The organism is Burkholderia lata (assembly GCF_902499335.1).
Classification (GTDB): domain Bacteria; phylum Pseudomonadota; class Gammaproteobacteria; order Burkholderiales; family Burkholderiaceae; genus Burkholderia; species Burkholderia lata_B.
On the sequence record NZ_CABVQK010000005.1, the window covers coordinates 388,999 to 415,106 of the forward strand.

Sequence of the window (26,108 nt, forward strand, 5' to 3'; positions counted from 1 at the left end):
AAACCGTGGAACGAAGGCGCGCGTGGTTACGCGCCATCGTCACCCGTCACGTGTTGCGTTGCTGCTCCGCGCCGTCCCAGCCGAGCGGCCCGGCGCTCTTGCCCGCAACGGAATACAGCGCGCCGGGCGCGTTTCGGGTGCGCTGGAACGCTTCCAGCGATTCGCCGCGCATCGCCGCGTAGATATGCAGGTTCGATACACCCGTCACCGCACCGAGCTTTTCCAGCAGGAAGAAGATCACGCCGTAACGCAGCAGGCCCGGCCAGTCGCGCCGACGGATCAGGTCGCGCTCCTGCTCAGTCAGGCCGGCAGCGTCGAAGCTCGCTTCGGGGTCGCCCAGGAACTGCGCGCGATGCGCGGGCTCGATCATCCGGTGCAGATAGTCGTTGATCCGGTACGCGTCGACCGCCTTCGCGATCGTGAACGGATAGGTGCCCGGCAGCTGCTCGACGCCGGCGAGCTCGGCCGCGATCCGCTGCCGGTGCCGTTCAGCCGCCGCCGTGTCGATATCGGTGTCTGCCGGCTCGTAGACGGCCGTCGCGATGCCCGTCATCGACGGCAGGTAGTAGCTGCGATGCCGGCACACGACGCCGGCCGGCAACGCGCCGCGCATCGTGAGCCACATCACGACCTCGGCGCCTTCGTAGCCGCCGAGCGTCGCGTATTCGGCGAGCGGCATGCCGGCGAGACGTTCGGGGTCCCGTTCGAGCAGGTCGAGAAAGCGTTCGTCCCATTCGGGATGGTTGAAGCCCGCACGTTCGCCGTGCACCTGGTGCGACAGCCCGCCCGTCGCGACGATCGCGACGCGCAGATCCTCCGGATAACTTTCGATCGCACGGCGCAGCGCCTGGCCGAGCCGGTAGAACCGGCGCGCGGACGGCACCGGCAACTGCAGCACGCCCATTTGCAGCGGTACCAGCCGCACCGGCCAGTCGGGCTGGTGCGGGCACAGCACCGACAGCGGCGAGAAGCAGCCGTGATCGAGCGGCTTGTTCTGGAAGAACGACATGTCGAATTCGTCGGCCATCAGCGACTGGCCGATATGCGCGGCAAACGCCGGGTGCCCGGCGATTGGCGGCAGGTCGCGCGCGCCGCCGCCTTCGTCGGCCGGATGCCACTGCGGCCCGACGCCAAGGGCGAACGCCGAGTAGTGATCGAAGAAGAACGACGTGACGTGGTCGTTGTAGATGAACAGCAGCACGTCGGGGCGCCGGTCGGCGAGCCACGCGGCCAGCGGCGCGAAGTTCTCGAAGATCGGTGCCCACACGGGGTCGTCGCGCTTGTTCTTGTCGAATGCGAACCCGATCGTGGGCGTGTGGGAGGCCGCGATGCCCCCGATGATCCGTGCCATGCCAATGCTCCTTCCTGATGCTCGATTGCGGTCCGGCCCGCCGGGCCGGCCGCGACAGAATGAATGGTGTGCGTCCGCTGCCTACGCGTAGCCGCGCGGTTGCGGCGCAAGGCTGCGCTTGACGACCAGCGCGAGCGGGACAGCGAAGACAAAGTGCGACATGAACCCGCCGATGATCACGTTCGGGTCGAAGTAGTTCGGGTGGGTGCTCGACGCGATCATGATCATCACGTGCATCACGATCCACGCGACGATCGCGAAGAACAGCGCGACGAACGTCGCTTCGAAGCCGCGCCGGCGGAACCACGGCCAGATCGCCGCGAACACGATGCCCCAGGCCATCGCGAACGCGAAATGAATCGCGGTGCCGATGAAATACGACCCGATGCCGAGCGCGTCCTGCACGCCCTTGCCGAACACGAGCCCCGTCGCGTTGCGCGGGATGCCGGCCAGCGGCATCAGGTGCTGCGCGCCGACCCAGACCAGCGCCTCGTAGACCCAGATCAGCACCGCGCCGGCCACGCCGCCGCGCATGCCCGCGCGCACCGTGTCCGCCCACGCGGCACGGCCCGGCGATGCATCGGCGTGCATGCCGCCCGCCGGCTTGCCGGCTCCCAATGTCTGCTGTCGTCCCATTGCACTGCCTCGCTCGTCAGATGGGCGCATCGCTCGCGCAACGCCCGGGGTGGTCGGACAAACAATGAATCAGATGGCGGTCCGCTGCGCCGGCAACTGCGCCGATGCGGCTGCCGGGATCGAAAGTACGCAATCGACGACCGCATCACGAAGCAGGGGAAAACCCTTAAATTTCGTCGAACCGGCATGACATTGAGGTGTTCCAGGGCGGCACCATTCATCCGATGGATAGCCGGAAGGCCTGCCGGATAGGGCACACGCGCCCGGCCGCGCGCCGGATCACGCGCACCGCCATCAGTCCACGCGCGCCAAACCCGATAAACAAAACAGATAGGCCGATAAGCACGATGCAAGCTGCTGCGCCGCCGTTCCGGTAAAGTCGGTCGACATCTGCCGCCGGCGCGCCGCGCACCAACCGGCACGCCATGCGGCCCGTCCGCACTTGACCGCACCATGGACGACACCGAACTCCCGAACCTCGCATGCCTGTACGCGGTGCAGCGTGTGGCCGTTGCCGGCAGCGTGAGCCGCGCGGCCGCGACGCTGTTTCGTGCGCAATCGGCCGTCACGCGCGCCGTGCAGGAAATCGAAACGGCGCTCGGCGAGCCGCTGTTCGACCGGAAACCGTCGGGCATGCTCGCGACACCGGTCGGGCGCGCGGTGTTGAAGCGCGGCGAGCGCGTGTTCGCCGAACTCGGCGAGCTGGCGAACTGGTGCGCGTTGCGCCAGTCACGCCGGCGGGCATCGGCCGAAGGCGGGCTGCCGGCCTACCTGCTCAACACGCGGCGGCTTCAACTGTTCTCGACGCTCGCGCGGCACCGGCACATGCCGAGCGCCGCGCGCACGCTCGGCGTCACGCAGCCGGCCGTCAGCAGCGCGATCCGGATTCTCGAGAGCGGCGCGGGGTTCGCGCTGTTCCATCGCCATCCGCGCGGCCTGCTGCTGACGACCGACGGCGAAACGTTCCTGCTGCACGTGCGGCGTGCGCTGAACGAATTGCGGCATGTCGCCGACGACGTCGCCGCGTTGCACGGCAGTATCCAGGGCATCGTGACCGTCGGCGCGCTGCCGCTCGGCCGGACGCTGATGCTGCCCGAGGCCGTCGCACGCGTCGTCACGCGCTTCCCGAAGGTGCGCGTGATCACCGACGAAAGCGCGTACGAAGCGCTCGTCGCGGGCGTGCGCGCAGGCGACATCGACTTCATCCTCGGCGCGCTGCGCGCGAGCGACCCGACGAGCGACCTCGGCAACGAACGGTTGATGTCGGAAAGCCTCGTCGTGCTGGCGCGGCGCGATCACCCGCTCGCCGGCGTGCGCAACCTCGGCATCAGGAGCCTCGCCAGCGCGCAATGGATCCTGCCGCGTATTCATTCGCCCGCACGCGGCCTGTTCGAAGCGCTGTTTCGCCGGATGAAGCTCAAGCCGCCGATGCCGACGGTCGAGACGGCCGACCTCGCGGTGATCCGCGGCCTGCTGCTGCACACCGACATGCTCGCGGTGCTGTCCGCGCAGCAGCTTCGCTACGAGTGCGATTCGGGCGTGCTGGCCGTGCTCGACGTCCCGCCGATGCGCGAGACGACGCGCGATATCGGGCTGATGACGCGCATCGGCAGCCCGCCTTCGCCGGCTGCGCGCGCGTTGATCGACGCGATCCGCATCGTGGCGACCGAGGTTGCGCGCGCACCGCACGCTGCCGTCGTGCGATAAGCAGAGCGCATGGCTGTCGCGGCGCGTTCGCATTGCCCGCGCGGAGGACATGAACCGACAATATCCAGCGGCGGCAGGTCGGCCCGGCATCGATTCGCGGTGCCGTCATAAGCGCGCCGGATACCGTCCGTCGTGAGCACCGCCGTCCCCTATCGTGAAGGAGCGACACGCATGAACGATTCGACGATCGCATTCATCGGATTCGGCGAGGCAGGGAGCCTCCTCGGCGGTGCGCTGGCTGCGCAAAACGTGCGCGTGGCGATGTACGACCGGCTGCTCGACGATGCGCACGCCGCGCGGGCGATGCGCAACAGGGCCGCGCGCCTGAAAGTGCGGGTCGCACCCACCCTCGCCGATGCGGTCCGCGATGTGCGGTGGATCGTCTCCGCCGTCACGGCGTCGTCCGACGCGGACGTCGCCGACGCCGTGGCCGCGTGCATCCGGCCGGGCCAGACCTTCATCGACATCAACTCGGTATCGCCGGCAATGAAGCAGCACGGCCAGCAACGGATCGAAGCCGCCGGCGGCCACTACGTCGAAGCGGCCGTGATGGCGCCCGTGCCGCCGTACGGGCTCGCCGTGCCGATGTTGCTGGGCGGCCCGCAAGCCGAAGCGGTCGCGCACGAGCTGAAGGCGCTCGGCTTCAATGCCCGGGCCGTGTCGGCTCGGGTGGGCGTCGCGTCGGCGGCCAAGATGTGCCGCAGCGTGATGATCAAGGGCATCGAGGCGCTGACCGTCGAATGCCTGGGCGCCGCCCGCGCGTACGGCGCCGACGCGCTCGTGCTCGCGTCGTTGCGGAAGACGTTCGACCAGTTTGCGACGGTGCCCGACCTCCCCGGCTACCTGATCAGCCGCGTCGCCGAACACGGCCGCCGCCGCGCGGCGGAAATGCGCGAAGTCTGCGAGACGCTGCGCGAAGGCGGCATCGCGCCGGAGATGAGCGCGGCATGCGCACGCGTGCAGGATCGCTTCGTCGACCGGATGACCGAGCGCGGGCTCGACTACGACCCGCTGCTGCCGTTCGACTGGGCGCGGACGCTCGACCTGCTGGACGGCCGGACAACGTAGGAACCGGCCATGCCGCGAGGACGTCGCGACACCCGCGTGTCGACGCCATTCGATGCGCTATCCCAGCGCCTGCTCCGCCGAAAACGCACCTTCCACGAAGCGGATCACGTCGTCGAGCGACGACGTGCACGTGGCCCCTGCCGCGAGCTCGCGAAACGCACCGTCCGGCCCGAAGCAGACGAGCGGCTTGTGCCAGCGCCGCGCGAGCGCGATTTCCTCGGCCGTGCCGTGCCCGCCCGGCAGCGCGACGATCAGGTCGCTGCTCAGCACGTTCACGTAGTTGCGGTTGATCGTGTGCGGCGCCGCATCCGGCTCGCGGCGCGGCAGCGGCGTGAGGATCGGGATGTCAACGAACGGATGCGGATAGCCGTCGAGGGGCACGAAGCCCGCGAGCGGATCGGCCTGCGTCGGCAGGATGCCGATCGACCGGCCGGCCCGCCCGGGCACGCTGGTGAACGCACGCGCGACCGCCAGCATCACGCCCTGCCCGCCGCCCGTCAGCAGGTTGAAACCGGCCTGCGCGAGCCAGGCGCCGAGCGGTTCCGCAAACGCGAGCCACGGCTCCTTGCCCGAGCCCATCACGCCGATCGTCTTGTTCTTCTGTTGCATCGTGGTTTCTGTTGAAGTCGCTGGATTGCGCGCGATCGCCGCGCTCATTCGAGCTCGACGCCCTTCAGCTCGGGAATCAGGAACAGCGTCGCGACCATGTCGAGCACGTACAGGCCGGCGAGCAGCGCGATGGCCGTCTGGAACGAGTAGTGCGCGGCAAGCGCGCCGACCGCGACCGGGCCGAAGCCGCCGACTGCGCGGCCGATATTCCACAGCACGTTCTGCGCGGTCGCGCGTGCGGCGGTCGGATAGCCTTCCGACATCAGCGTCCCGTAGCCGCCGACCATCCCGTTGACGAACATGCCCATCAGCGCACCGGCCCACAGCATCGCGGTCGGGTCCGACAGCCGCGCGTACGCGATGACCGTCACCACCGAACCGAACTGGTACAGCAGGAACGTCGGCTTGCGTCCGATGCGGTCGGCCAGTTGCCCGAACACCCAGACGCCGATCATCATCCCGACGACCGTCGCCGCCGTCCACAACCCCGACTTCGTCAGCGAAAAGCCCATCTGTTTCGACAGGAAGGTCGGCAGCCAGATCATGATCCCGTAGTAGCCGAAGTTCTGGACCGAACACAGGATCACGATGCCGAGGCTCATGCGCGCGGTGCGGGCGTCCGCGACGAGCAGGCGGAACGCGTTGGCCTTCGGTTGCGTCGCGCGCTGCACGAACGCTTCCGGCTCGTGCAGCTTGTTGCGCATCGCCCAGGCGAGCAGCGCGGGCAGCACGCCGACCAGGAACATCCCGCGCCAGCCGATATGCTGCAGCAGGAACGGGGTGAGCAGTGCGGCCAGCAGCACGCCGACCTGCCAGCCGAGCGCGACGTAGCACGACACGCGAGCGCGCTTGCTGGCCGGCCACGCTTCCGCCGCGAGCGCCATGCCGATCCCGAACTCGCCGCCCAACCCGATGCCCGCGATGGTGCGGTACACCAGCAGATCCTGGAAACCCTGGGCGAACGCACACAGCCCGGTGAAGATCGCGAACAGCAGGATCGTCCAGGTCAGCACGCGCACGCGCCCATAACGGTCGCTCAGCGCACCGAACAGGATGCCGCCCGCGACGGCGCCGATCAGCGTCCACGTGACCAGCGCGCCGCCCTGCCCGGGCGTCAGTTGCAGCGCCGCCGTGATCGCCGGCAGCATGAAGCCGAGAATCAGCAGGTCGAAGCCGTCCATCGCATAGCCGATCGCCGATCCGGCCAGCGCTTTCCACGCGTACGAGCCGACCTGCTCCACGCGCGGGGCCGACGGGCCGCCGAGCGACGAAGAATTCATGTTTGCTGCCATGGTGTCCCGCCACGATTGTCCGGCGACATTTTAAGGCCTGTGCCCGTGAGCGAAGGGCCGGCAGCCCCCGGTAACGATGGTTCGCGCGCGCGTCGGCACCCGCTTGCGGAACGGCGAGCGGGAATCTGCGGGCAATGAGCGGGAGGGAAAAACGGCGATCCGGTGTCGGCGGCGAAGCCGGTGATGTCGCGGTCAGGCCGGACACCGAATGAAAAGCAGCATGCTGGCGGAGCGTTGCCGGCCGGCCCGCTTGCGCGAACCGGACGGCGCCGGGTGGCCTGGCGGCCCGGCCGGCCTCAACCCTGATCGTCTCCGGGCCACCAGGTCTTGGCCTCGCGGTCGACGGCCAGCGTATCGAGATCCTTGCCTTCGAGCCATTTCGGCCGCGGGCCGCGGCCCGACCATGAGCGGCCGGTCGTCGGATCGTAGAACTTGGCAGGTGCCTTGCGTTTTCGCTGGACGATGTAACCGAGCGCGCTCAGCACTTCCTGCTGCGAAATTCCCAAAAGCTCGACTTGTTCCTTGAATGCCGCGAGCGCGGCCTGCTTCTCTTTCTGCTTCGCATCCGACAGCTTGATGTTCAGGTCCCGAAGTTGTGCTTCGAGTTCCTGCAGGGCCTGGGTCATGTATTCATCCTCTTTGGGCATGTTTTCGCAAAAAGCTCCGATGGCGGAACCTACCACGAAGTTCCGCCGATGGGGGCTGTCAAATGTCTGAATCGTCTGCCTGAGCCGGCATGGCTTGCGCGATACGCACTAAACGACGTCGTGCGTCAATCAATGGCAGACAGGACCGGGCCGGCGACGCGCAGCCCGCCGTGTACGAAAGCACGGCGAACGGCGGCGGCAAGTAAGCGCCGCACCATGGCACTGGCGCGGCATGGCGCGAATGATAGCAGTGCTCGGTGCCGTGTTGCAGAACACGTCGGCCGGCGTCGATGCGGATACGTCCGCTTACAGGCCGGCTTCGAGGGCTTCCCACGCGATCCGGTCGAACAGCGCGCGCAGCTTCGCGCCGCGCGACGCGTTCAGCGCGGCCGCATGCGCGACACGTCCGGCGAGATGCGCGCGGAAGTCCGGATGCGCATCGCGGTTCTGCGATGCCGGCCCGCTCCGGATGCAGTTGGTCAGGATGGCCTTCAGGAGATCGAACTCATCGCGCGCCAGATTCGGATGACGATTGACGACCACGCCGGCCAGTTGCTGCCGCATGCCGCGCCGCATCACGCGCGTCTTGCGCAGTTGCAGCGCGAAGCCTTCCTCGAGCGCGATCGCGGCGACCCGGACCTGCAGCCGCTCGACGTCACGCGCCAGCGCGCCGCCACCGGAAAATGCGAGATCGTCGGCATAGCGCGTGTAGGCGGCACCGAGCGAACGCGCGAGCGCGGCGAGCCGCATGTCGAACCGGAACGCGCTCAGGTTCGCCAGCGCCGGCGACGTCGGCGCTCCCTGCGGCAGATGCCGTTCGCGATAGCGTTGGCGGCCGATCCAGTCGAACCGGTCGCGCAGGTCCGGCGCGAGCAGCCGCGCGGACGGTACGCGATTGGTGCACAGCCCGGTGAGCGTGCGCGCGACTTCGGCCGGGTACCCGAGCGTGACGAACAGCGCGTGAACGCGTGCCGCGCGTATCGATACGAAGAAATCCGCCAGATCGAAACGGACGACGACATCGCGATCCGCATGCGGCGCCGCGAACGACACGATCCCGTGCCCCTTGCGAAAACCGTGCACCGCACCGTGCGGCGCGATGCGATCGAGCAGCCCGTGCAGGATGCGGCGCTGCGCTTCACGCAGCCGGCCCTTCGGGATCTCGACCAGGCGGCTGCCGCCGCTGCGCTTGTCGTGCGCCACGTACGTGTAGTGATGCAATGGCGTCGCGCTGCTGCGCGCGTCGACGCGCCAGTGGTCAGACAGCCAGTCGAGTTCCGGCACGCTCACGCCGAGCCAGCCGGCAAGATCGCCGGGCGTCGCCCATTGCGGCACGTCGCAGCCCGCGAGCGGCGCAGGCAACGGCCGCTGAGCCAGCGGACGCCGCACGACGCGGATCGCAGCAGGCCGGTCGCTGCCGTACCAGGCGAGCACGAAAGCCGGCGCATCAGCGAGGTCCGCCGCAAGCGCATCGATGTCGACGTCCGCCCAGCGCGCACCGAAACGTGCGAGCGCGGCATCCGCGACTTCGTGGGCCCACTGCGGCGCGCCGCCGAGCACAGCGGCCATCCGGGACAGGACGCCGGCGCGTTCGGGCGCACCGGCCAGCATCGCTTCGGCAATCGTGCGGGTCGTGTCGTGCAGGGATGAAGACATGGAAAAAGATGGGCGGGACGATGAGCCAACGTGACCGGTACTGCGAGGGGTGGCGTTGCGCAACGCGCAACCCGGCCCCTTGCGACGCGTCGGGGTGTCGATCTCATCCACGGGGTAGCCCCGTAGTCCTGGAACATCGGCTGCCTGTTCCGGGTGTGTGCTTGACCCACCGGCCCGCGATGCGACTTTAATGGCCGCGAACGCCGCGTGTCAAACCGGGGCTCGATCCGGCGCTGCCGCGGCATTCACGAGCGCGACCCATGCGGTGCTCCGGGTCGCCTTCAACGCCTTGAAACACTCGCGGCCGCGCCACTTCGTTCCTGTTCGATACACAAATTCCCGGACCAGCAAATAAGCCCGCCGAGTTTTCACTGCCAGAATCCGCTTGACACATATCGGTCACACAAAATGCGTCCGCAAGCGGCAACGGAGAAAATGGATTTTTTCATACGACCCGATTGACCACCTTGATCCTGACGAACCAGACAAGATCACCAATACACTTTCGCATCATGCTTCCCTCAATATCAACCAATCCCACCATTCGATCTTCCGCCTTACCACGCAGATAAATCATTTATCAAATTCAATATCCACCAATACAACCCGGCATCCGATTTTTCAATCCAAAAAATTCACTGATGCCGAGATGAACAATCGACATCGAGTCGTTGGGGACGGGCGGCTCGCGTCAATCATTCCGAGATTCGTGCCGTCGTTCAACGGTGGCCGGCGACGCTCGGCTGAAGATCGGGCCGCATCGACCAGACTCCGTACGCACTGCACACGGGGGGCGTGCAGAAGGATTTCCGCGAACGCCCGGATGGCGGCGCAACAAGACTGGCGAGCCTCCCGCGCCTGGGAGCGACCGACGACTACAGGGCTCGCGTCAACGCCCCGATGCTTACAAAGCACTTGAAACAATCAAGCATTTCGCTGACTCGATTGACATCCGCGCGTCCAATGCCGCCCACCATATCAATTTACCCACCTTATCTTTTCGCAACAGAAAATCCAGCCTCCAAACTTCGCGATCACATTGCAATCAATTATTCGCCACCCACTTCATAAAACGTCGCTTAATTTAAAGACATACTTCAGCCATTATTTCAATAATTACATTTCATCGCCGTCAATAAATCCGAAGCCAATTTACCAAAAATCACTGGAAATAAATACAGCTTGAAGTCGCATTTCCCGGTGCTACCTTTAATTCCGATGCCCCGCATTTTCCGCAAAATATGGGGCATCAAGCATTTACTGCAACTTTCGTTGGCGACACAACGATTTTCTATTTTGGAGACCAAAAATGGCCGCAAATACTTCAACAGCGGATGCACAAAATAAGGTCGCAGAAGCGCAAGCAGTTGAATCAAGCCGCGTGGAAGCCACTAGAGTCGAGGCTCAGAAGGTCGAAGCGGTTCGCGCGCAAGTCGAGCAGGTCGAAGCCGTACTCGCAGAAGCTCAAAAGGTCGAAGCTGCCCGTGTCGAGGCCCACCGGGTCGAAGCCGCGAGCGTGGAAGCAGCAAGAGTTGCGGAAGCGCACCGCGCATTTGAGCGCATTGAAGCAAACAATCAGATTGGCTCGGCGTTCATTCGCAGCAAGTCGATCGCGGAGGCTGCCCGGTCGGTTGAAGCGACTCGTTCGGTTGAAGCTGCCCGGTCAGTTGAAGCCGCTCATTCGGTGGAAGCTGCACGCTCGGTCGAAGCCGCACGGACGGTGGAAGCTGCGCGCTTGGTCGAAGCCGCTCGGACAGTGGAAGCTGCGCGCGGGGTCGAAGCCGCTCGGTCGGTGGAAGCTGCGCGCTTGGTCGAAGCCGCTCGGTCGGTGGAAGCTGCGCGCGGGGTTGAAGCCACCCGGTCGGTTGAGGCTGCTCGGTCGGTCGAGGCCGCCCGCTCGGTCGAAGCCGCACGGTCGGTCGAGGCCGCTCGGTCAGTTGAAGCGACTCGGTCGGTTGAAGCCGCACGCGTGGCAGAGGCAACCCGCTCGGTTGAAGCTCACCGCGTCGAAGCGTCTGGCGTTGAAGCCGTTCGGGTTGAAGCTGCTCGTGTCGAAGCCGCTCGTGTCGAAGCCACCCGTGTCGAAGCCACCCGCGTCGAAGCCACCCGCGTCGAAGCCACCCGTGTCGAAGCCACCCGCGTCGAAGCCGCCCGTGTCGAAGCCACCCGCGTCGAAGCCACCCGTGTCGAGGCGGCCCGCGTCGAAGCCAGCCGGGTCGAGGCGGCCCGTGTCGAAGCCGCCCGTGCCGAAACCTCCGATTCAAAATCTCAGTAATTTTTAAGCTAACGCTTACAGATTGCAGATGCGCGCCGGCCGTCATCGACGCGCATTCTGCGATCTGCACATCACCCAAAACAGAAGAGCGATTCCAATATGACTACCATCGAGAGCAATATCGTCACGCAAGCGGCGCCTGTTCTGATCATTCCGGATGTCATACCCCATGAAACGCGGCAAAAGCTCATCGACCTCTGGCATACCGGCAGCGAGGAATCGTTCATGATGGTCGAGCAGACCGATGGGAGCCTCAAGCGAATGTACGATCGTGAAGTCAAGGCGCGTCTCGACCATTTCATCGGCGAATCGGATCTTCTCGACGAGTTGAAAGTTCACATTACCGAAAAAGTCTGCCCGGCCATACAAATGGCATTTCGGTTCGATGTGACACGCTTCGAGGAATTTCGAGTGGGGTGCTACGAAGCATCGACAGGCGGCTACTTCAAGCCGCACCGGGATGACATATTGGAGGGCGTTTCCCACCGCCTGTTCGCAATCGCGATCAATCTCAACGTGGGCGAATACGAAGGCGGTTGCCTCAGATTTCCCGAATTTTGCGACGATCTGTATCGCGCGGAAAGCGGCGGCGCCATCGTATTCTCCGGACGCATGCTCCACGAAGTCACCCCGGTCGTATCGGGGCGTCGCTTTTCGCTGGTGACATTCCTGTACGGCGAAAAGGAATCGCAACAGCGCAAAGCCTTCTATCGCCGCACCATGCTCGAGTGACCTCGATCGGTGCCGTGGTGCCGCGTTTCCGCAGGTAACGTCGGCACCACCGGAATGGCATCGCGCGTTGTGTCGAATGCCGTGGCGTCATGTCGATCGGCACTGCGGCCCTGATCGCAGGCAGGATGCCGCGAGCCTCCTCGACAAGGTGACGTTTGCGCCCGGGTTTGCGTCAGTCCATCGGGCGCGACTTGTCGCTTCATCCCCGCCGGGGGCGCGCGGCATGTGCCGGATCGACCCGCAAAACGCCGGCGTGCGGCACGTCCGAAATCCCGTTCAATGTGGCCCGGCCATCGACCGGGCGCCGTCGATCCTCATCGGCCGTTGGCAAGAGCAAGAACCCGAGAACCAGCGGGTCATCATGGCTTGATCGAGCTAGCGAGAAGCCGACCGGCCGAACCACACGCCCGGACTTCGGGACAAGACCTGCGTGGTTCCTCGTCCAGGGTTTCGCCCCTCTCTCGAATGCCGGACCTCGATGGACGCCCATGCGTTGCGCCTGCCATGCCCGCTCCACCATCAACCATCGAATCAATATTAGTCGCCGATTATTTAAATACCGAAACAATCTAAAAACAAAAACAACAAGACGCAGAATTCAATGAAATCGCATTCAAACAAAAAATTATCGAACCCGATTAACGATAAATTAATTCGATTGGAATTCTCAAATCCAACTAAATAGTCTGTGTTGTGCGCCGCAACACCGCGAGCAGAAATCAACGATATAACGGAGGCGCAGCACGAATCATTGCATTCGTGCTTTGTCACAATGTTTCCCCTTGCCAGGCCACCGTTGATTTCCAGACACTTGTGAATCAGCAATCCGGAAAGACAGAGCAGTCTCTCCGGACGTGACCGACGTCGTCAAATCGCATTACTCCATTCATTTTCGAAGGAAAGTCATGAAGAAGATCGCAACCGTGCTGTTTTCAGCACTGATGCTCGCATCCACGTGCGCGTCCGCCCAGGCGCTTTGCAAAGCCGGCAAGATCGACAAGATCGAAACCGACACCACCGGCAACCTGCTGGTGACCATCAACGACGGCGTCTACTCGTTCGGTGCCAAGGAAGTTTATTCAATTATTTACCAGGCATACTCGGAAAACAGAAATCTTTTTATCTATGGAAATAATTGCGCGAACGGCTCGCCGGCGACCCGCTTTGCCATTCGCTAATCAACCCTGAAACGCTCGACGATTATCAATACGTGGAGCCCGGGGCTGGATTGACATGCTGAATCCAGCGCCACCGCGGGCTGCGGTGTCGACACTGCGTAACATGACACCTTCATGCCCGCTGCCCGCCCCCTGTCGCTGCCGTTCAGGTACCCATGCTATCGATTTCAATTCGCCGCGCATCGTGTACCAGCACGACAATTGCCTGCTGGTCATCACGTCGCCGCTCGACGGCAAGCCGGCCACGATCGCCAATGGTGGCACCATCGGGTTTGCGATCGGCAGCATCGAGCAGGTCGAGGCCTTTCACGCCACCGCCCTGGCGCGTGGCGGCAGCACCTGCGAAGATTCACCGGACGAACGGAACACGCCGTTCGGCCGGTTTTACCTCGCCTACGTGCGCGATCCGGACGGCAACAAGCTTTGCGCGTTCCACAAACCTGCGTGAACAACCGGGATTCATGCTGCCAGCGTTGACAGGCAGCATGATCACCGTGGCATGACGGCCGATCCAGCTGCCGCACGAGCAGCCCCGAACCCGATCCATTCCACCGGCCGCACCGCCATGAGCGGCGCGCGCTGCCGGCTACATCCCCATGTACGCCCGTCGCACGTCGTCGTTCGCCGCGAGGTCCTGCGCGGGCCCATGCGCGACCACCAAACCGCCTTCTAGCACGTAGCCGTAGTCCGCGATGCCGAGCGCGATCTCCGCGTTCTGTTCGACCAGCAACACGTCGACGCCGTCGCGGCTGACTTCGCGCACCACCCGTGCGATGTGGTCGACGACGGCCGGCGCGAGCCCGATCGTCGGCTCGTCCAGCAGCAGCAGCTTCGGTTCGGCCATCAGCGCGCGCGCCACCGCCACCATCTGCTGCTGGCCGCCGCTCAGCGACCCGGCGGGCTTGTCGAGCTTCGCCGTCAGGTCCGGCAGCAACGACAGGCAGCGCGCCAGGCTGCGCGCGATGCCCGCGGTGTCGCGCCGGCTGTACGCGCCGAGCTCGAGGTTCTCGCGCACGGTCATCGGGCCGAACAGCCGCCGCCCTTCGGGCACCATCGCCAGGCCGTGCCCGACGAGCGCGTTCGGCGGCAGCCCGCCCACCGGGCGGCCGAACAGCCGGACCGCGTCGTGCGCCGCGGGCAGCAACCCGCTCACGCATTTCAACAGTGTGGATTTGCCGGCACCGTTCGCGCCGATCAGCGTGACGACCTGCCCGCGCATCACGCGCAGGCTCACGCCATGCAACGCGGGCACGACGCCGTACGCCGCTTTCAGGTGGGTCACCTCGAGGGTGGGCGCGTCAGTCGACATTCACGTTCCCCAGATAGGCGGCCAGCACGTGTGGATCCTCGCGGATCTCGGCCGGCGTGCCGGTGGCCAGCAACTGGCCGTGATGCAGGACGTAGAGCCGGTCGCAGGTGCGCATCACGGCCTTCATGTTGTGTTCGACGAGCAGGATCGACGTGTCGAAGCGATCGCGAATCGTGCGGAACGTCTCGAGCACCGCGCCCACCTCGGTCTGGTTCAGGCCCGTCAGCGGTTCGTCGAGGCACAGCAGCCGCGGCCGCGGCGCGAACGCGATCGCGATGCTCACCAACCGCTGCAGCCCGTGCGGCAAGTCGCCGGCGGTATCGCCGAGTACCTGCTGCAACCCCACCAGCTCGGCCGTTTCCCGCACGCGCCGCGCGCGTTCGCGGTGACTCGTGCCGCGCATGCCGCCGATCGCGCCGATCAGGATGTTGTCCTCGACCGTCATCGTGCGCATCAGGCTGCCGTGCTGGAAGGTCCGCACGAGCCCGTACCGGCTGATCGTCTCGGGAGAGCGGCCGGTCATGTCGTGGCCGCCGATTTCCAGCCGGCCGCAGCTCGGCGCGAGAAAGCCGCTGAGCAGGTTGAACGTCGTGCTCTTGCCCGCGCCGTTCGGGCCGATCAGCCCGAGAATCTCGCGCTCGCGGATTTCGAGGCTCAGGTCCGACACGGCCAGCAGCCCGCCGAAGCGTCGTGACAGGCCCTCCGCGCGCAGCCGGACCGACGGCGTGTTCATCGTGGTCATCGCACGTCTCCCGTCACTGACGGCAGCGCCGTCTTCACGCGCACGGCGCGGCGGCGCGCCAGCCATCCCGTCACGCCATCGGGCATGAACAGCACGCCGAACACGATCGCCGCGCCGTAGAAAATCTGCTCGCCGCCGCCGAAGCGCTGCGCGACGCTCGCGAGCAGCACGAGCAGCACCGCGCCGACCACCGGGCCGAGCGCGTGCCGCTCGCCGCCGACCTTCAGGTACGCAAGCGCGAACGTCGACAACATGAAGCCGAAGTCGAGCGGGCTGATCACGTTGTTCGAAAACGCCTGCAGCGCGCCCGCGATGCCGGTGACGAACGACGCGATGCAGAAGCACAGCACCTTCATCGCATGCACCGGAATGCCGACCGAGCGCACGACGTTGTCGTTGTCCCGAATCGCGACGAACACGCGCCCGACGTGCGAGTGCTCGATCCATGCGAGCAGCAGGATCAGCACGCCGGCCACCGCCACCACGAAGGTCGGGAAACAGTCGCCGAGCAGCGCCGGCGGAAAGATGCCCACCATCCCCGAGTTGCCGCCCAGCCATTCGGAACGCGTGTACAGGATGCGCAGCGCCTCGGTAAACGCGAACCCGATCAGCAGGAAGTACGGACCCTTGACGCGCAGCGTCACATAGCCGAACACGGCGCTGACCAGCAGCGCAACGACTCCGCTCGCGAGCAGCGCGATCGCGAACGGCAATTGCCACAGCGTCGTCGCGGCGCCGCTCGCATACGCGCCGAGGCCGAAGAACGCGGCGACCGCGAAATTGAGCTCGCCGATCAGCAGCACGAAGCGCAGGCTGCTCGCCATCATCGCCGCAATCGCGATCCAGATCACGAGGTTCCCCGCGTAGCCGGAACCCGCGGCGACGCTCAGCAATGCGGCCAGCACGACGGCCGGCAACCCGTAACGAAAGCAACGATCATTCATGGCCGAGCAGCCCCTTCGGTCGAACCAGCAGCACCGCCATCACGAGGACGAAGATCGCGAGGCTCGCGACCGACGGATCGAAATAAAAGCCGACGAAACTCTCGACGAACGCGATGAACAGGCTGCCGAGGATCGCGCCGGGCACGCTGCCCATCCCGCCGATGACGACGGCGATGAAGCCCTTGACCAGATACGCATCGCCGAGCGTCGGCGTGACCGCGGCCACCGGCGCGATCAACGCGCCCGCGACCGCGCCGATCGCGGTGGCCGCGACGAAGCCGCGAAACGCGATGCGCCGGTACGGAATGCCTTGCAGCATCGCGGCTTCGTGGTCGATCGACACCGCGCGCAATGCCTTGCCGAAGCGCGTGCCGCCGAGCGCGAGCGTCACCAGCAGCGTGAGCGCCGCGGCCACGCCGCACAGCACGAGGCGCTGCGCGGCGATGCTGACGCCGAGCACGTCGACGTTGCCGTCGATCAGTGGCGGCACCGGGCGCACGCCGCCGCCGAACAGCTTCATGAAACCGCCCTCGACCATCAGCACGAGCCCGGCCGACAGGATGAACGAGCCCGTCATGTCGCGCTCGACGCGCTTGAAGCCGACCTCGTAGACGAGCGCGCCGAATGCCGACGCGGCGATCACGCCGAGCAAGCACGCGAACGCGTAGGCGAGCCACACGGGCAGGCCGCCGTTCGCGAACCACGGCACCGTCACCGACACGACCAGCGCCGACAGCGTGAAGAACTGGCCGTGCGCGAAATTGACGATGCGCAGCACGCCGAAGATCAGCGTCAGCCCGAGCGCGAACAGAATGTAGACCGCGCCGATCTGCAGCGCGGTGAAGATCAACTGGAGAAGCGTCTGCATGAATCCGCCCGCATCGAAAGGTTGGGTGCGGCCACGCTCAGCGCAGCTCGCCGGACGCGATGCGCGTGACTTCCACGAGCTTGCCGTCCTTGAGCTGCGTGACGATCACCGGCAACAGCATCTGCTGCGGCGAGCCATACACCGCCTTGCCGCCGAATCCCGACCTGCCGCCGTAGAACGACGTGAACGTCACGCCGTTCATCGCCTTCGCGACGTCGGCCGGCGCGGTGCTCTGCGCCTTCTCCATCGCCGCCTTCAGCGCATAGACTGCGTCGTAGATGCCGATCTGCACCGCATTGATCGAATCGCCGGTCGCCTTGCGCACGCCGTCGTCGAGCGCGCGCTGGTGCGCGGTCGCGGACGCCCCGTCGAGGCTCACCGCCGCGCCGAGGTACACGCCCTGCACCGCGCTGCCGCCCGTCGCGATCAGCCCGCTCGCGCCGGTGCCCACCTCGACGATCTTCACGCCGTTCCAGCCGAGGCCGCCCAGCTCCTTGAACACGATTCCCGCATCGGCCGGCGGCGTCGAGCACAGATCGATGCCGTCCGGCTTGAGCGCGCTCAGCTTCGCGGCGACCGGCTGGAACTCGCTGCTGCCGCGCTCGTACCAGTCGCTCGACACCACCTTGACGCCCACCGCCTCCCACGCCTTGCGCGCGATCTTCTCGGTTTCCTGCCCCGTCGCGTCGTTCGGGTTCAGCAACGCGACGGTCTTGATCGGGTGCGTCTTCGCGATGAAGCCGGTCAGCGGCCGCGCGATCTCGAGCGTGGTGTTCATCTGCGTGAACGTCAGCGGATAGTTCGGCCCCTTGATGCTCGCGCCCCACGCGGTCGTGAACAACAGCACGCCCTTGCGCTCGGTCAGCGACTGCAGCGCGCGCACCGGCGCCGTGCCGATGCTGCCGGCGACGAACTTCACGTCGTCCTTGTTGACCAGCGCCTGCGCGACCTTGGCGCCGTCCGCCGCGTTGTACTTGTTGTCATAGGTCACGCACTCGAAGTTGACCGTCTGGCCCTTGACCCGCACGCCGCCCGATGCCGCGATCTCGGCGGCCGCCTTGCGGCACAGCCAGTCCGCACCGACGCCCCACGGCGCACCGGAGCCGGACAGCGGCACCGACAGCCCGAGCTTGATCGTCTCGCCCGCCGTCGACAATGGAACATGCGCGCAACAGGCGATGGCGATCGAGGTGCGCAGCAGGCGGCGAATGGTCGGATGCAACATGGCGGTCTCCTCCGTGAGTGGGGCTGTTTGTGGAAAGCATTAGATTCGCCCTCCGAAGGAAGAACAACGCGCGCGCCGGAACGGTTCCGTACATCGAAAGCGAAGGACGCGAAACGATCTGGACAATCAGGGGAAATCCCGACGACCGGCACACCGGACGATGCCGTCTCGGCCAACCATCGGCAACACGTTCATGCGGATGGCGATCCGCCGTGTGGCAACCCGCTGCCCTTTTCCATACGCGGCACGTGGTACGCCGCGGCACGTCACCTTTGCAGTCCGAACGAGCAGGCCGCGCTCCGACGACAACGCATCGTCACGTCGTCGGCCCCAATGTACGGAACGCGCAACCGCTCACGATTGACCCCTCGACGTGGCGCTCAGTAGCATCGGCCGCGCTGCGTATCGCCGTATTCAAAGTGCGGCGCGCCCCCTTCCGTCGCCGCCGCAACGACACGAACCGGGCAAGCGCGCTGCCCGCGCATCGCATACGGCCGGACGGGCCGGGGCCCGCCGCGACCGGTACATCGACAACAACGAGGAGATCTCACGACAATGAAGCTGTCATTCAAGCAGCGGCTCGGGTTGCCGCTGGTGCTGAGCCTGCTTTGCCTGGTCCTGCTGTCCGTCACCGACGCGTACCGGAGCCGCGAGATGCGCGTCGATGAACGCAAGCTCGATCTCGTTCATGCCACGCAGATCGCGCTCGCGACGGTCGACACGTACGCGAAACGGGCCGCCTCGGGCGCGCTGAGCGTCGACGAAGCGCAACGGCAGGCGATGGATGTCATCCGGGGCATGCGCTACGGCGATTCGGGCTATTTCTCGATCGTGAATTCGAAGGGCGTGGTGCTGATGTATCCGTTCGACGCGTCGCTGCAGAACAAGTCGCTGAACGAACTGAGCCCGAAGGTCGCCGCGATCATCCGGGCGCAGATCGACGTGACGCGACAGACCGGCAGCGGGTTCCAGCGTTTCGACTATCCGAAGGAAACGTCCGGGGTCACGACGGACGCCGTGCGGGTCGCGTACGTCGACACCTATCGGCCATGGGACTGGATCATCAACACCAGCCTGTTCGTCGACGACATCGATTCCGCGTTCTACGCGAGCCTGGCGAAAAGCCTCGGCATTTGCGCGGCGATCGCACTGGTGATGGGCAGCATCGTCGTGGCGATCAATCGCGGCATCGTCCGTACCATGGGCGGCGAGCCCGGCTATGCGGTCGAGATTGCCGGGCGCATCGCGGCGAACGACCTGACGGCCGCCATCGTGACCGCGCCGCACGATCGCGGCAGCGTGCTCTATTCGATGAAGCGGATGCAGGCGAACCTGTCAGGTGCGATCAACGGCATCAAGACGAGCGCCGATTCGATCGCGTCGGCGGCCGCGCAGATTTCGGCGGGCGACCTCGACCTGTCGCGACGCACCGAGCTACAGGCGGCATCGCTCGAGGAAACGGCGGCAAGCATGGCGGAACTCTCGTCGCGGGTGAGCCAGAACGCCGACAACGTGCGCCAGGCGAGTCAGGTCGCGGTGCAGGCCGTGCAGGTCGCCGAACGCTGCAACGGCGTGGTCTCGCAGGTGGTCGATGCAATGGGCAGCATCGACGCCAGCTCCGGCCGGATCGCCGAAATCGTCGGCATCATCGAAAGCATCGCCTTCCAGACCAACATCCTCGCGCTCAATGCCGCCGTGGAAGCGGCGCGGGCCGGCGAACAGGGGCGCGGTTTCGCGGTCGTCGCGTCGGAGGTGCGTTCGCTCGCGCAGCGTTCGTCGGCGGCGTCGAAGGAGATCCGCGGCCTGATTCACGATTCCGTGGATCGTGTGCGCGGCGGCGTGGCGCTCGTGAACGCGGCGGGCACGTCGATGGCCGAAATCATGCACGCGATCTCGCGCGTGACCGACCTGATGGAGGAAATCGCGGCCGCGTCGACCGAGCAGGGCCACGGCATCGACCAGGTCAATCAGGCCGTGTCGGAGATGGACCGGGCGACGCAGCACAACGCCGCGTACGTCGAGGAAGTGGCCGCCGCCGCGCAGTCGCTGGACGACCAGAGCAGGCAGCTCGTCGCGATGATTTCGACGTTCACCGTCCGCGACGACGACGGCGCGCCGCCGCGACAGGAAACGCTCGATGCACGCCCGCCTGTCTCGACCGCGTTCGGCAAGCGCTCCACACCGGTGCGTGAATCGTATGCGGTGTAGCGAGCAACGCACCGGCTGAGCAAGGCCGAGCGCGCCAGATACCGGCGGCTCGCCGCAGACGACGTCAGCGATCCAGCAATCGCCCCAGCCGCATCATCGTGACGTTCACACCGAGATGGCGCATCGACGGTTGCACGATCACGCAGTGGTCGTATGGCGTGACGATCACGTCGTCGCCGTCGCGCGCGATCTCGGTGCCGGCCTGCTCGATCACCTCGAGCCCCGTGAACGGTTGCGAAAACCGGAAGTCCATCGAACGCGCGACGACCGGCTCCGTGATCTCGACGAACTTCTGCCGCACCGGCGCGGCTTGCGTGAGGAATGCCGCGACGTCGTCGCGCGCGACCACACCCGCATGCAGCAGGAAGCGCGCCGCGCTGTCGAGCGCGACATCGCGCGCGCTCGCGGCGAAGTGCTGGCCCGTCTCGATCAGCAGCGCATTCTTCGCGCTCGCCGGATCGCCGAAGCCACCGTAGTCGCGCAGCCGCGTGCCGTTCGCGTGGCCGCGATCGATGATCACGTGCTCCGGCGTGCCGATCGCGGCCGCCAGCGCGATCGCCTTTTCAAGCGGGCCGGTCATCATCAGCGGCGCGGACGCTTCGTGCATCGAATGAATGTCGAGCAGCAGGTCGACCGTATCGAGCAGCGGGCGCATCGCGCGCGCACGCACGCGTTCGCGGCTGTCGCGCGTGCCGTCGAGCGCGGCCGGCGTCCACACGCGATTCATGTCCTCGTCGAGGTAGCGCGTCGCATCGGCATTCGCCGCGCTGAAATGCTCGTACGCGCCGACGTTGCCGAAACCGAGCGACAGCCGGCCCGCGACCGGGCGCAGGCCCGCGGCCAGCAACGTGTCCACCGCGATCGCGCCGCTAACTTCGTTGCCGTGCGTCAGCGCGAGAATCATCACATGCTTGCCGGGCCGGCCGCTGTCGAACGTATGCAGATAGTCGATGCCCGTATTGCCCGCGCGCCAGCGCGAGATGTCGGGGAAGGCCACTTCGATCGGATAGGCCGGCAACGCGGCACGGATGGCTTCAAGCGTGGTCATGTCGGAAAGGCTCAACAGGGTTCGGGAAAGGCGCAGCCGGCATGTGCCGGTTGCGCCGGAATCGGGTTCGGGGCCGGCGCGTCACGCCTCGGTCGCGCGGGTCGACGGCGTGGCGGCGGCCGCCGCGCCGCGCATCCGGCGGCCGAGCGAGATCACCGACGTGATCCCGAGCACTGCCGTGGCCATCACGTAGAAACTCGGCGCCAGCTTGTTGTGCGTCGCGTCGATCAGCCAGGTCACGATCAGCGGCGCGAAGCCGCCGAACAGCGTCACCGAGAAGTTGTACGACAGCGCGAGGCCCGTGCCGCGCGTACTCGTCGGGAAGATGTCGGCAAGCAGCGCCGGCAGCGGCGCGAGGCTCACCGCGATCAGCAGGCCGACCAGCGCCTGCACCGCGAGCAGCGTCTCGACCGTCGGATAGCGGTTCAACATCACGAACAGCGGCCACGTCGTCACGCCGACCAGGATCAGCGCGATCAGCATCACGCGGATGCGGCCGAAACGATCCGACAGATGCCCGACAACCGGCGCGGCGACCATCAGCATCGCGCCCGTGACGACCGCGCCGAGATATGACGACGTGGCCGGGATATGCAGCTGCTTGACCGCGTACGTCGGCATGTACAGCTTGTGCACGTAGTTGAACGCCGTGGCCGTCGCGACGACGCCCGCGCCGAGCAGCAGGTTCGCGCGATCGCGAGCGAACACGTCGCGCAGCGGCGACTTCGCGCGCCCCTTTTCGCCAAGCCGGCGGAAATCGGCCGGTTCGTCGATGTTGCGGCGGATGTAGAGCCCGACCGGGCCGATCAGCAGCCCGACCGAGAACGCGACGCGCCAGCCCCACGCATGCAGCTGGTCGGTCGTCAGCAGCAGGCTCAGCAGCGCGGACACGCCGGCCGCGAGCACCGTCGCGAGCCCCTGCGTCGACATCTGCCAGCTCGCGAAGAAGCCGCGGCGCTTCGCATCGGCCTGCTCGACCATGAACGCGGTGGCCGCGCCGAATTCGCCGCCGGTCGAGAAACCCTGCAGCATCCGCGCGACGATGATCACGAGCGGCGACGCGATGCCGATCTGCGCATACGTCGGTGCGAACGCGATCATCGCGGTGCCGACCATCATCAGGCCGATCGACATCGTCAGCGATGCCTTGCGGCCTGCGCGGTCCGCATAGCTGCCGAGCACGATCGAGCCGAGCGGGCGCGTGATGAACGAAATGCCGAACGTGCCCACCGACAGCAGCAGCGAGGTCGCCGCGTCGTGCGTGGGGAAGAACAGCTGGCCGATCACGATCGCGAAATAGCCGTAGATCAGCAGATCGTAGAACTCCAGCGCGTTGCCGATGCTCGCGGCGCAGATCTCGCGCCACGGGTTGTGCGGGGCCGGCGTCGCGGCGTGCGTGTTGCGGGTCATCCCTGTGCTCCTCCGGTAATGCTGGCCGTCAGGATTTTGAAAGACGGTGCACGGCGTTGCCGGCGGCCGTTCGGGCCAGTCAAGCGCGGAGTGTAGGCAACGCGGGGCGGGCGTTCGTGCCGTTTCGGCACGCAATCGTGCCGATCGGCGCGCGGGCCCCGGCGCCGCTGTCCGGAGCGGCTATGCCGCGCCGTCGTCGCGTGACGGCGCGGTGCGCCAGATCGCGTCCAGTACCGGGTGCGGGTCGTTCCGGCGCCGGTACAGCGCGATGTCGAAGCCGATCTGCCAGTCGGCGCCGCCGACGATCGCGAGCTCGCCGCGCCGCACGTCGTCGGCGACGAGCCGCTGCGGCAGCCACGCGAGACCGAGCCCGCGACGCGCCATCGCGAGGATCGCTTCATACGAATCGGCCTGGTACACGGGCCGTAGCGTCGGGCGGTTCGGCATTTCGGCAAGATGGCGCGCGAGCACCGCGCGCAGCGTCAGCGTGCGCGCGAACGCGAGCCACGGCACCGGCGCCTGCCCGGCCGGCAGCCGGTAGCGCACGCTGCCGCGCGCATCGAACGCGCTGACCGGCACCAGCACCTCGCGCGCGACGGACAGCCAGTCGAAGCGGTCGCGATCGATCAGTAGCCGCGTGTGCGGGCTCGAATAGACGATCAGCATGTCGGCGTCGCCGGCCGTGAGCTGCAGGATCGCCTCCTCCGCGCTGCCGGTCGATACGGTCGCCGTGAAGAAGCCTGCGCGCGCCACCGCCTCGTCGTACCAATCGGGGAAGAAGGTGGCCGAGAGCGTGCGGCCGGTCGCGATCCGGAGATTGTTCTCCAGCACCGGCGCCGCTTCCTGAAGCTGCGTGCGGGCGCCGTGCAGGATGTCGAGCGCGTTCGACGCGGCATCGAGGAACACGGTGCCGGCCGCCGTCAGTTCGAGCGGCTTCGTGCGCGCGATCAGCCGCGCGCCGACCCATTCCTCGAGCGACCGGATACGGCGGCCGAACGCCGGATGCGTGACGAACCGGTTCTCCGCTGCGCGCGTGAAGCTGCGCGTGCGCGCAAGCTCGACGAAGTCTTCGAGCCATTTCAGTTGCATGGCTGGGCTCCTGGGTGGGCGGTGAGGTGCGGGCCGGTGCTCGCTCGCGAACGTCATACGTTGCGCGGCCGCCGCATGGGCAGATGGAGCTCATGCGGCGCGGGCCGCGCGTGGCGCCCGATCCTACAGCACCTGCGGCGCATCGCGCAGCACGGCGCGCAGCGCGGTATCGAACGGCGTCGCGTGGTCGATCCCGGCGGCGCGCACGCGCGATGCGTCCAGATGGCAATCGTACGGGCGCGGCGTCGCGTCGGTCGGCTGGTCGATCCGCGTGAGCGCGGCTTCGATGCCGAGCGCGGCCGCGATCCGCTGCGCGATGTCGTACTTCGTCATCGGCTCCTCGCCCGACCAGTGACGAAGGCCCGTGATCGATGCCCCCGCGAGATGGCGCAGCGTCAGGTCGCGGATCACGTCCGCGACGTCCGGCGTATACGTCGGGTAGCGGATCGCCCATGCGTCCATGCCGACCGCGTCGGCGCCCGGCTGCGCGGAGGCGACGATCGCCGGCACGAGGCTCGTGACGGCCGATTCGCTCCAGTCGACGATCGGGCCGTAGAGCAGCGGCAGGCGCAGCACGCACGACAGCGACGACGCGGCGAGGAGTGCCGCCTCGCCTTCCAGCTTCGTGCGGCCGTAGATGTTCAGCGGATTCGGCGCGGCGTCCTCACGGTACGGGGCGGCCTTGCCGTCGAACACATAGTCGGTGGAGATGCCGAGCGTCCATGCGCCGTGGCGCGCGGCGAGCGCGCCGATGCGGGCCGGCGCGGTGACGTTGATCGCGCGTGCGCCGGCAGGGTCGCGTTCGCAGACGTCCGGACGGCGCTCGGCCGCGCAGATGATCACGGCGGCCGGTTGGCTGGTGGCGAACAGGTGCTCAAGGGCCGGCTCGTCGAGGACGTCGAGTTCGGCGAGGTTTTCCGGGGGCAGTGCGAGACGTCTGGCGCCTGCGCTTTGCGGGTTCCGGATGGTCGCGACGAGGTTCAGCGACGATTCGCGGGCCAGGGATGCGGCAACTGCACGGCCGAGGAGGCCGGCGGCGCCGAGGAGGAGGACGGTCGGGAGGTCGGTGGACGTGGTCAGGTTTGGCATGGGCGGCAATTCGGGGGACGTGGGAGCGCGCGAAGTCGCGATCGACGTTCGAGCCATGGTCGTGCGGAGAATAGCCGAGTATGACAGGCGGTACATCGTCGTGGCAGATCGGAGCCCCCTCGACAGGCGTGCGTCATGTGTGCAGCGGCTGGCGCCTGGCACGGTGCACCGTCCGCCGGATCGACACCGGTTCTGCGGGCGATGTCGACACACCACGCGGCCTCCTCGCCGCGCGAGCGGTCTGCGGAGCCGCCACGTCACGATCATCGCCAAAAAGCAAAGCCCGGTGCGCTTTCGCGCACCGGGCCGTCACACCTGCAGGAAACGTCGTGCTGCCTTACTTCCGGTCGAACGAATACCGCCCCGGGCCAGTCAGCGCGAGCAACAGCAAACCGCCGATGATGCTCACGTTCTTGTAGAAGTTGATCATCGCCATGTACTGCTCCATCCCCTGCAGCGCCCAGTAGCGATGGCCGATCAACGCGGTCGCGAGCGTGTAGGCCGCGAACACCAGTGCGAGCGGACGCGTATAGAAGCCGATCGCGATCAGCAGGCCGCCGGCCAGCTCGATCCCCACCGCGATCGCGGCCGCCAGCTCGGGCGCCGGGTTCCCCGTCGACGCCATGTATGCGACCGTGCCCGAGAAGCCGCTCAGCTTCTGCCAGCCGAACAGCACGAACAGGATCATCAACAGCACGCGAGCCGCCAGCAGCAGCTCGTCCTTCTTCGACTCCAGCGAAACGTAACGCATAGCAATCACCCTTGAATTGACGGTTTGATGCGTCCGGTGCCGATATGCGCCGAATCGGCGCGCCAGTTCGGCAACGAACCACTCCTCGCACGATCGGACAGCAAGCCGGCTGGCCCGCCGCCGAAGAATCCGTCGGGTCGCGCCGTTCCTGGCGCGCTCCGGATCGGTTCTGGCGAAGCACGGATGCAGTCTACTGTCCCACACGAAATCATCAATCCGCTAAAAAAAGATTCGCTGTCACATACAAGTGGACAATTCGAGACAGCGACGCCAC

At 66.4% G+C, this 26,108-nt stretch carries 23 protein-coding genes; 7 read left to right on the forward strand and 16 right to left on the reverse strand.

From position 1 onward, the window contains the following. Positions 1 to 46 precede the first annotated feature (46 nt). Positions 47 to 1,351, reverse strand: a complete 1,305-nt coding sequence (locus BCO18175_RS14835) for a gallate dioxygenase (protein ID WP_174972429.1) — start codon at positions 1,349 to 1,351, stop codon at positions 47 to 49. 81 nt (positions 1,352 to 1,432) lie between these two features. Then, the gene (locus BCO18175_RS14840) at positions 1,433 to 1,987 is read right to left on the reverse strand and encodes a hypothetical protein (protein ID WP_174981934.1); all 555 of its coding nucleotides are present in this window, start codon (positions 1,985 to 1,987) and stop codon (positions 1,433 to 1,435) included. 453 nt (positions 1,988 to 2,440) lie between these two features. Between BCO18175_RS14840 and BCO18175_RS14845 the strand changes: the two genes are divergently transcribed. Beyond that, on the forward strand, positions 2,441 to 3,694 hold the full coding sequence (locus BCO18175_RS14845) for a LysR family transcriptional regulator (RefSeq protein ID WP_174981937.1): 1,254 nt from the start codon (positions 2,441 to 2,443) through the stop codon (positions 3,692 to 3,694). Positions 3,695 to 3,865: 171 nt separating this feature from the next. Beyond that, the gene (locus tag BCO18175_RS14850; RefSeq protein WP_174981939.1) at positions 3,866 to 4,762 is read left to right on the forward strand and encodes an NAD(P)-dependent oxidoreductase; all 897 of its coding nucleotides are present in this window, start codon (positions 3,866 to 3,868) and stop codon (positions 4,760 to 4,762) included. A gap of 57 nt (positions 4,763 to 4,819) precedes the next feature. Here the strand turns inward: BCO18175_RS14850 and BCO18175_RS14855 are convergent, their stop codons facing one another. The 4 genes from BCO18175_RS14855 to BCO18175_RS14870 all read right to left on the reverse strand — a co-directional run bounded on the left by BCO18175_RS14855 (position 4,820) and on the right by BCO18175_RS14870 (position 8,966). After that, positions 4,820 to 5,371, reverse strand: coding sequence for a DNA-binding protein (locus tag BCO18175_RS14855; RefSeq protein WP_174981941.1), 552 nt, complete (start codon positions 5,369 to 5,371; stop codon positions 4,820 to 4,822). A 44-nt stretch (positions 5,372 to 5,415) separates the two neighbouring features. Next, the gene (locus BCO18175_RS14860; protein WP_174981942.1) at positions 5,416 to 6,663 is read right to left on the reverse strand and encodes an MFS transporter; all 1,248 of its coding nucleotides are present in this window, start codon (positions 6,661 to 6,663) and stop codon (positions 5,416 to 5,418) included. 296 nt (positions 6,664 to 6,959) lie between these two features. Further along, a complete protein-coding gene (locus BCO18175_RS14865) occupies positions 6,960 to 7,289 on the reverse strand; it encodes an H-NS histone family protein (protein WP_011350265.1) in 330 nt (109 codons plus the stop codon). A gap of 327 nt (positions 7,290 to 7,616) precedes the next feature. Next, a complete protein-coding gene (locus BCO18175_RS14870) occupies positions 7,617 to 8,966 on the reverse strand; it encodes a reverse transcriptase family protein (protein WP_174981944.1) in 1,350 nt (449 codons plus the stop codon). A gap of 1,309 nt (positions 8,967 to 10,275) precedes the next feature. Between BCO18175_RS14870 and BCO18175_RS14875 the strand changes: the two genes are divergently transcribed. The 4 genes from BCO18175_RS14875 (at position 10,276) to BCO18175_RS14890 (ending at position 13,599) form a co-directional block, all read left to right on the forward strand. After that, positions 10,276 to 11,241, forward strand: coding sequence for a hypothetical protein (locus BCO18175_RS14875; RefSeq protein WP_174981946.1), 966 nt, complete (start codon positions 10,276 to 10,278; stop codon positions 11,239 to 11,241). A gap of 99 nt (positions 11,242 to 11,340) precedes the next feature. Next, complete coding sequence (locus BCO18175_RS14880) at positions 11,341 to 11,973, forward strand: 2OG-Fe(II) oxygenase family protein (protein WP_174981948.1); 633 nt, start codon at positions 11,341 to 11,343, stop codon at positions 11,971 to 11,973. 905 nt (positions 11,974 to 12,878) lie between these two features. Next, a complete protein-coding gene (locus tag BCO18175_RS14885; RefSeq protein WP_089429959.1) occupies positions 12,879 to 13,151 on the forward strand; it encodes a hypothetical protein in 273 nt (90 codons plus the stop codon). A 55-nt stretch (positions 13,152 to 13,206) separates the two neighbouring features. Further along, complete coding sequence (locus BCO18175_RS14890) at positions 13,207 to 13,599, forward strand: VOC family protein (protein ID WP_217483912.1); 393 nt, start codon at positions 13,207 to 13,209, stop codon at positions 13,597 to 13,599. 138 nt (positions 13,600 to 13,737) lie between these two features. Here BCO18175_RS14890 and BCO18175_RS14895 read toward each other — a convergent pair whose 3' ends face one another. From BCO18175_RS14895 to BCO18175_RS14915, 5 genes are read right to left on the reverse strand one after another with little or no spacing between them, the layout of a single operon-like run. Further along, positions 13,738 to 14,460, reverse strand: coding sequence for an ABC transporter ATP-binding protein (locus tag BCO18175_RS14895; RefSeq protein ID WP_174981952.1), 723 nt, complete (start codon positions 14,458 to 14,460; stop codon positions 13,738 to 13,740). Beyond that, positions 14,450 to 15,202: an ABC transporter ATP-binding protein gene (locus BCO18175_RS14900; protein ID WP_254608077.1), complete on the reverse strand. Its 753-nt coding sequence runs from the start codon at positions 15,200 to 15,202 to the stop codon at positions 14,450 to 14,452. Before BCO18175_RS14900 ends, BCO18175_RS14895 begins: the two co-directional genes overlap by 11 nt. Further along, positions 15,199 to 16,146: a branched-chain amino acid ABC transporter permease gene (locus BCO18175_RS14905; protein WP_174981953.1), complete on the reverse strand. Its 948-nt coding sequence runs from the start codon at positions 16,144 to 16,146 to the stop codon at positions 15,199 to 15,201. The genes BCO18175_RS14900 and BCO18175_RS14905 overlap by 4 nt, the downstream gene beginning before the upstream one ends. Then, a complete protein-coding gene (locus BCO18175_RS14910) occupies positions 16,139 to 17,014 on the reverse strand; it encodes a branched-chain amino acid ABC transporter permease (RefSeq protein ID WP_174981955.1) in 876 nt (291 codons plus the stop codon). The genes BCO18175_RS14905 and BCO18175_RS14910 overlap by 8 nt, the downstream gene beginning before the upstream one ends. Before the next feature lie 37 nt (positions 17,015 to 17,051). Continuing rightward, a complete protein-coding gene (locus BCO18175_RS14915; protein ID WP_174981957.1) occupies positions 17,052 to 18,239 on the reverse strand; it encodes an ABC transporter substrate-binding protein in 1,188 nt (395 codons plus the stop codon). A 555-nt stretch (positions 18,240 to 18,794) separates the two neighbouring features. Here BCO18175_RS14915 and BCO18175_RS14920 point away from each other — a divergent pair. Beyond that, the gene (locus tag BCO18175_RS14920) at positions 18,795 to 20,447 is read left to right on the forward strand and encodes a methyl-accepting chemotaxis protein (protein WP_174981959.1); all 1,653 of its coding nucleotides are present in this window, start codon (positions 18,795 to 18,797) and stop codon (positions 20,445 to 20,447) included. 64 nt (positions 20,448 to 20,511) lie between these two features. Here the strand turns inward: BCO18175_RS14920 and BCO18175_RS14925 are convergent, their stop codons facing one another. From BCO18175_RS14925 to BCO18175_RS14945, 5 genes are all read right to left on the reverse strand, one after another. Then, on the reverse strand, positions 20,512 to 21,495 hold the full coding sequence (locus BCO18175_RS14925; RefSeq protein WP_174981961.1) for a succinylglutamate desuccinylase/aspartoacylase domain-containing protein: 984 nt from the start codon (positions 21,493 to 21,495) through the stop codon (positions 20,512 to 20,514). 81 nt (positions 21,496 to 21,576) lie between these two features. Next, the gene (locus BCO18175_RS14930) at positions 21,577 to 22,905 is read right to left on the reverse strand and encodes an MFS transporter (protein ID WP_174981963.1); all 1,329 of its coding nucleotides are present in this window, start codon (positions 22,903 to 22,905) and stop codon (positions 21,577 to 21,579) included. Positions 22,906 to 23,085: 180 nt separating this feature from the next. Further along, complete coding sequence (locus BCO18175_RS14935; RefSeq protein ID WP_174981965.1) at positions 23,086 to 23,994, reverse strand: LysR family transcriptional regulator; 909 nt, start codon at positions 23,992 to 23,994, stop codon at positions 23,086 to 23,088. 123 nt (positions 23,995 to 24,117) lie between these two features. Then, on the reverse strand, positions 24,118 to 25,083 hold the full coding sequence (locus BCO18175_RS14940) for a dTDP-4-dehydrorhamnose reductase family protein (RefSeq protein ID WP_174981967.1): 966 nt from the start codon (positions 25,081 to 25,083) through the stop codon (positions 24,118 to 24,120). Positions 25,084 to 25,420: 337 nt separating this feature from the next. Beyond that, the gene (locus BCO18175_RS14945) at positions 25,421 to 25,834 is read right to left on the reverse strand and encodes a DoxX family protein (RefSeq protein ID WP_174981969.1); all 414 of its coding nucleotides are present in this window, start codon (positions 25,832 to 25,834) and stop codon (positions 25,421 to 25,423) included. Between the last annotated feature and the right edge of the window lie 274 nt (positions 25,835 to 26,108).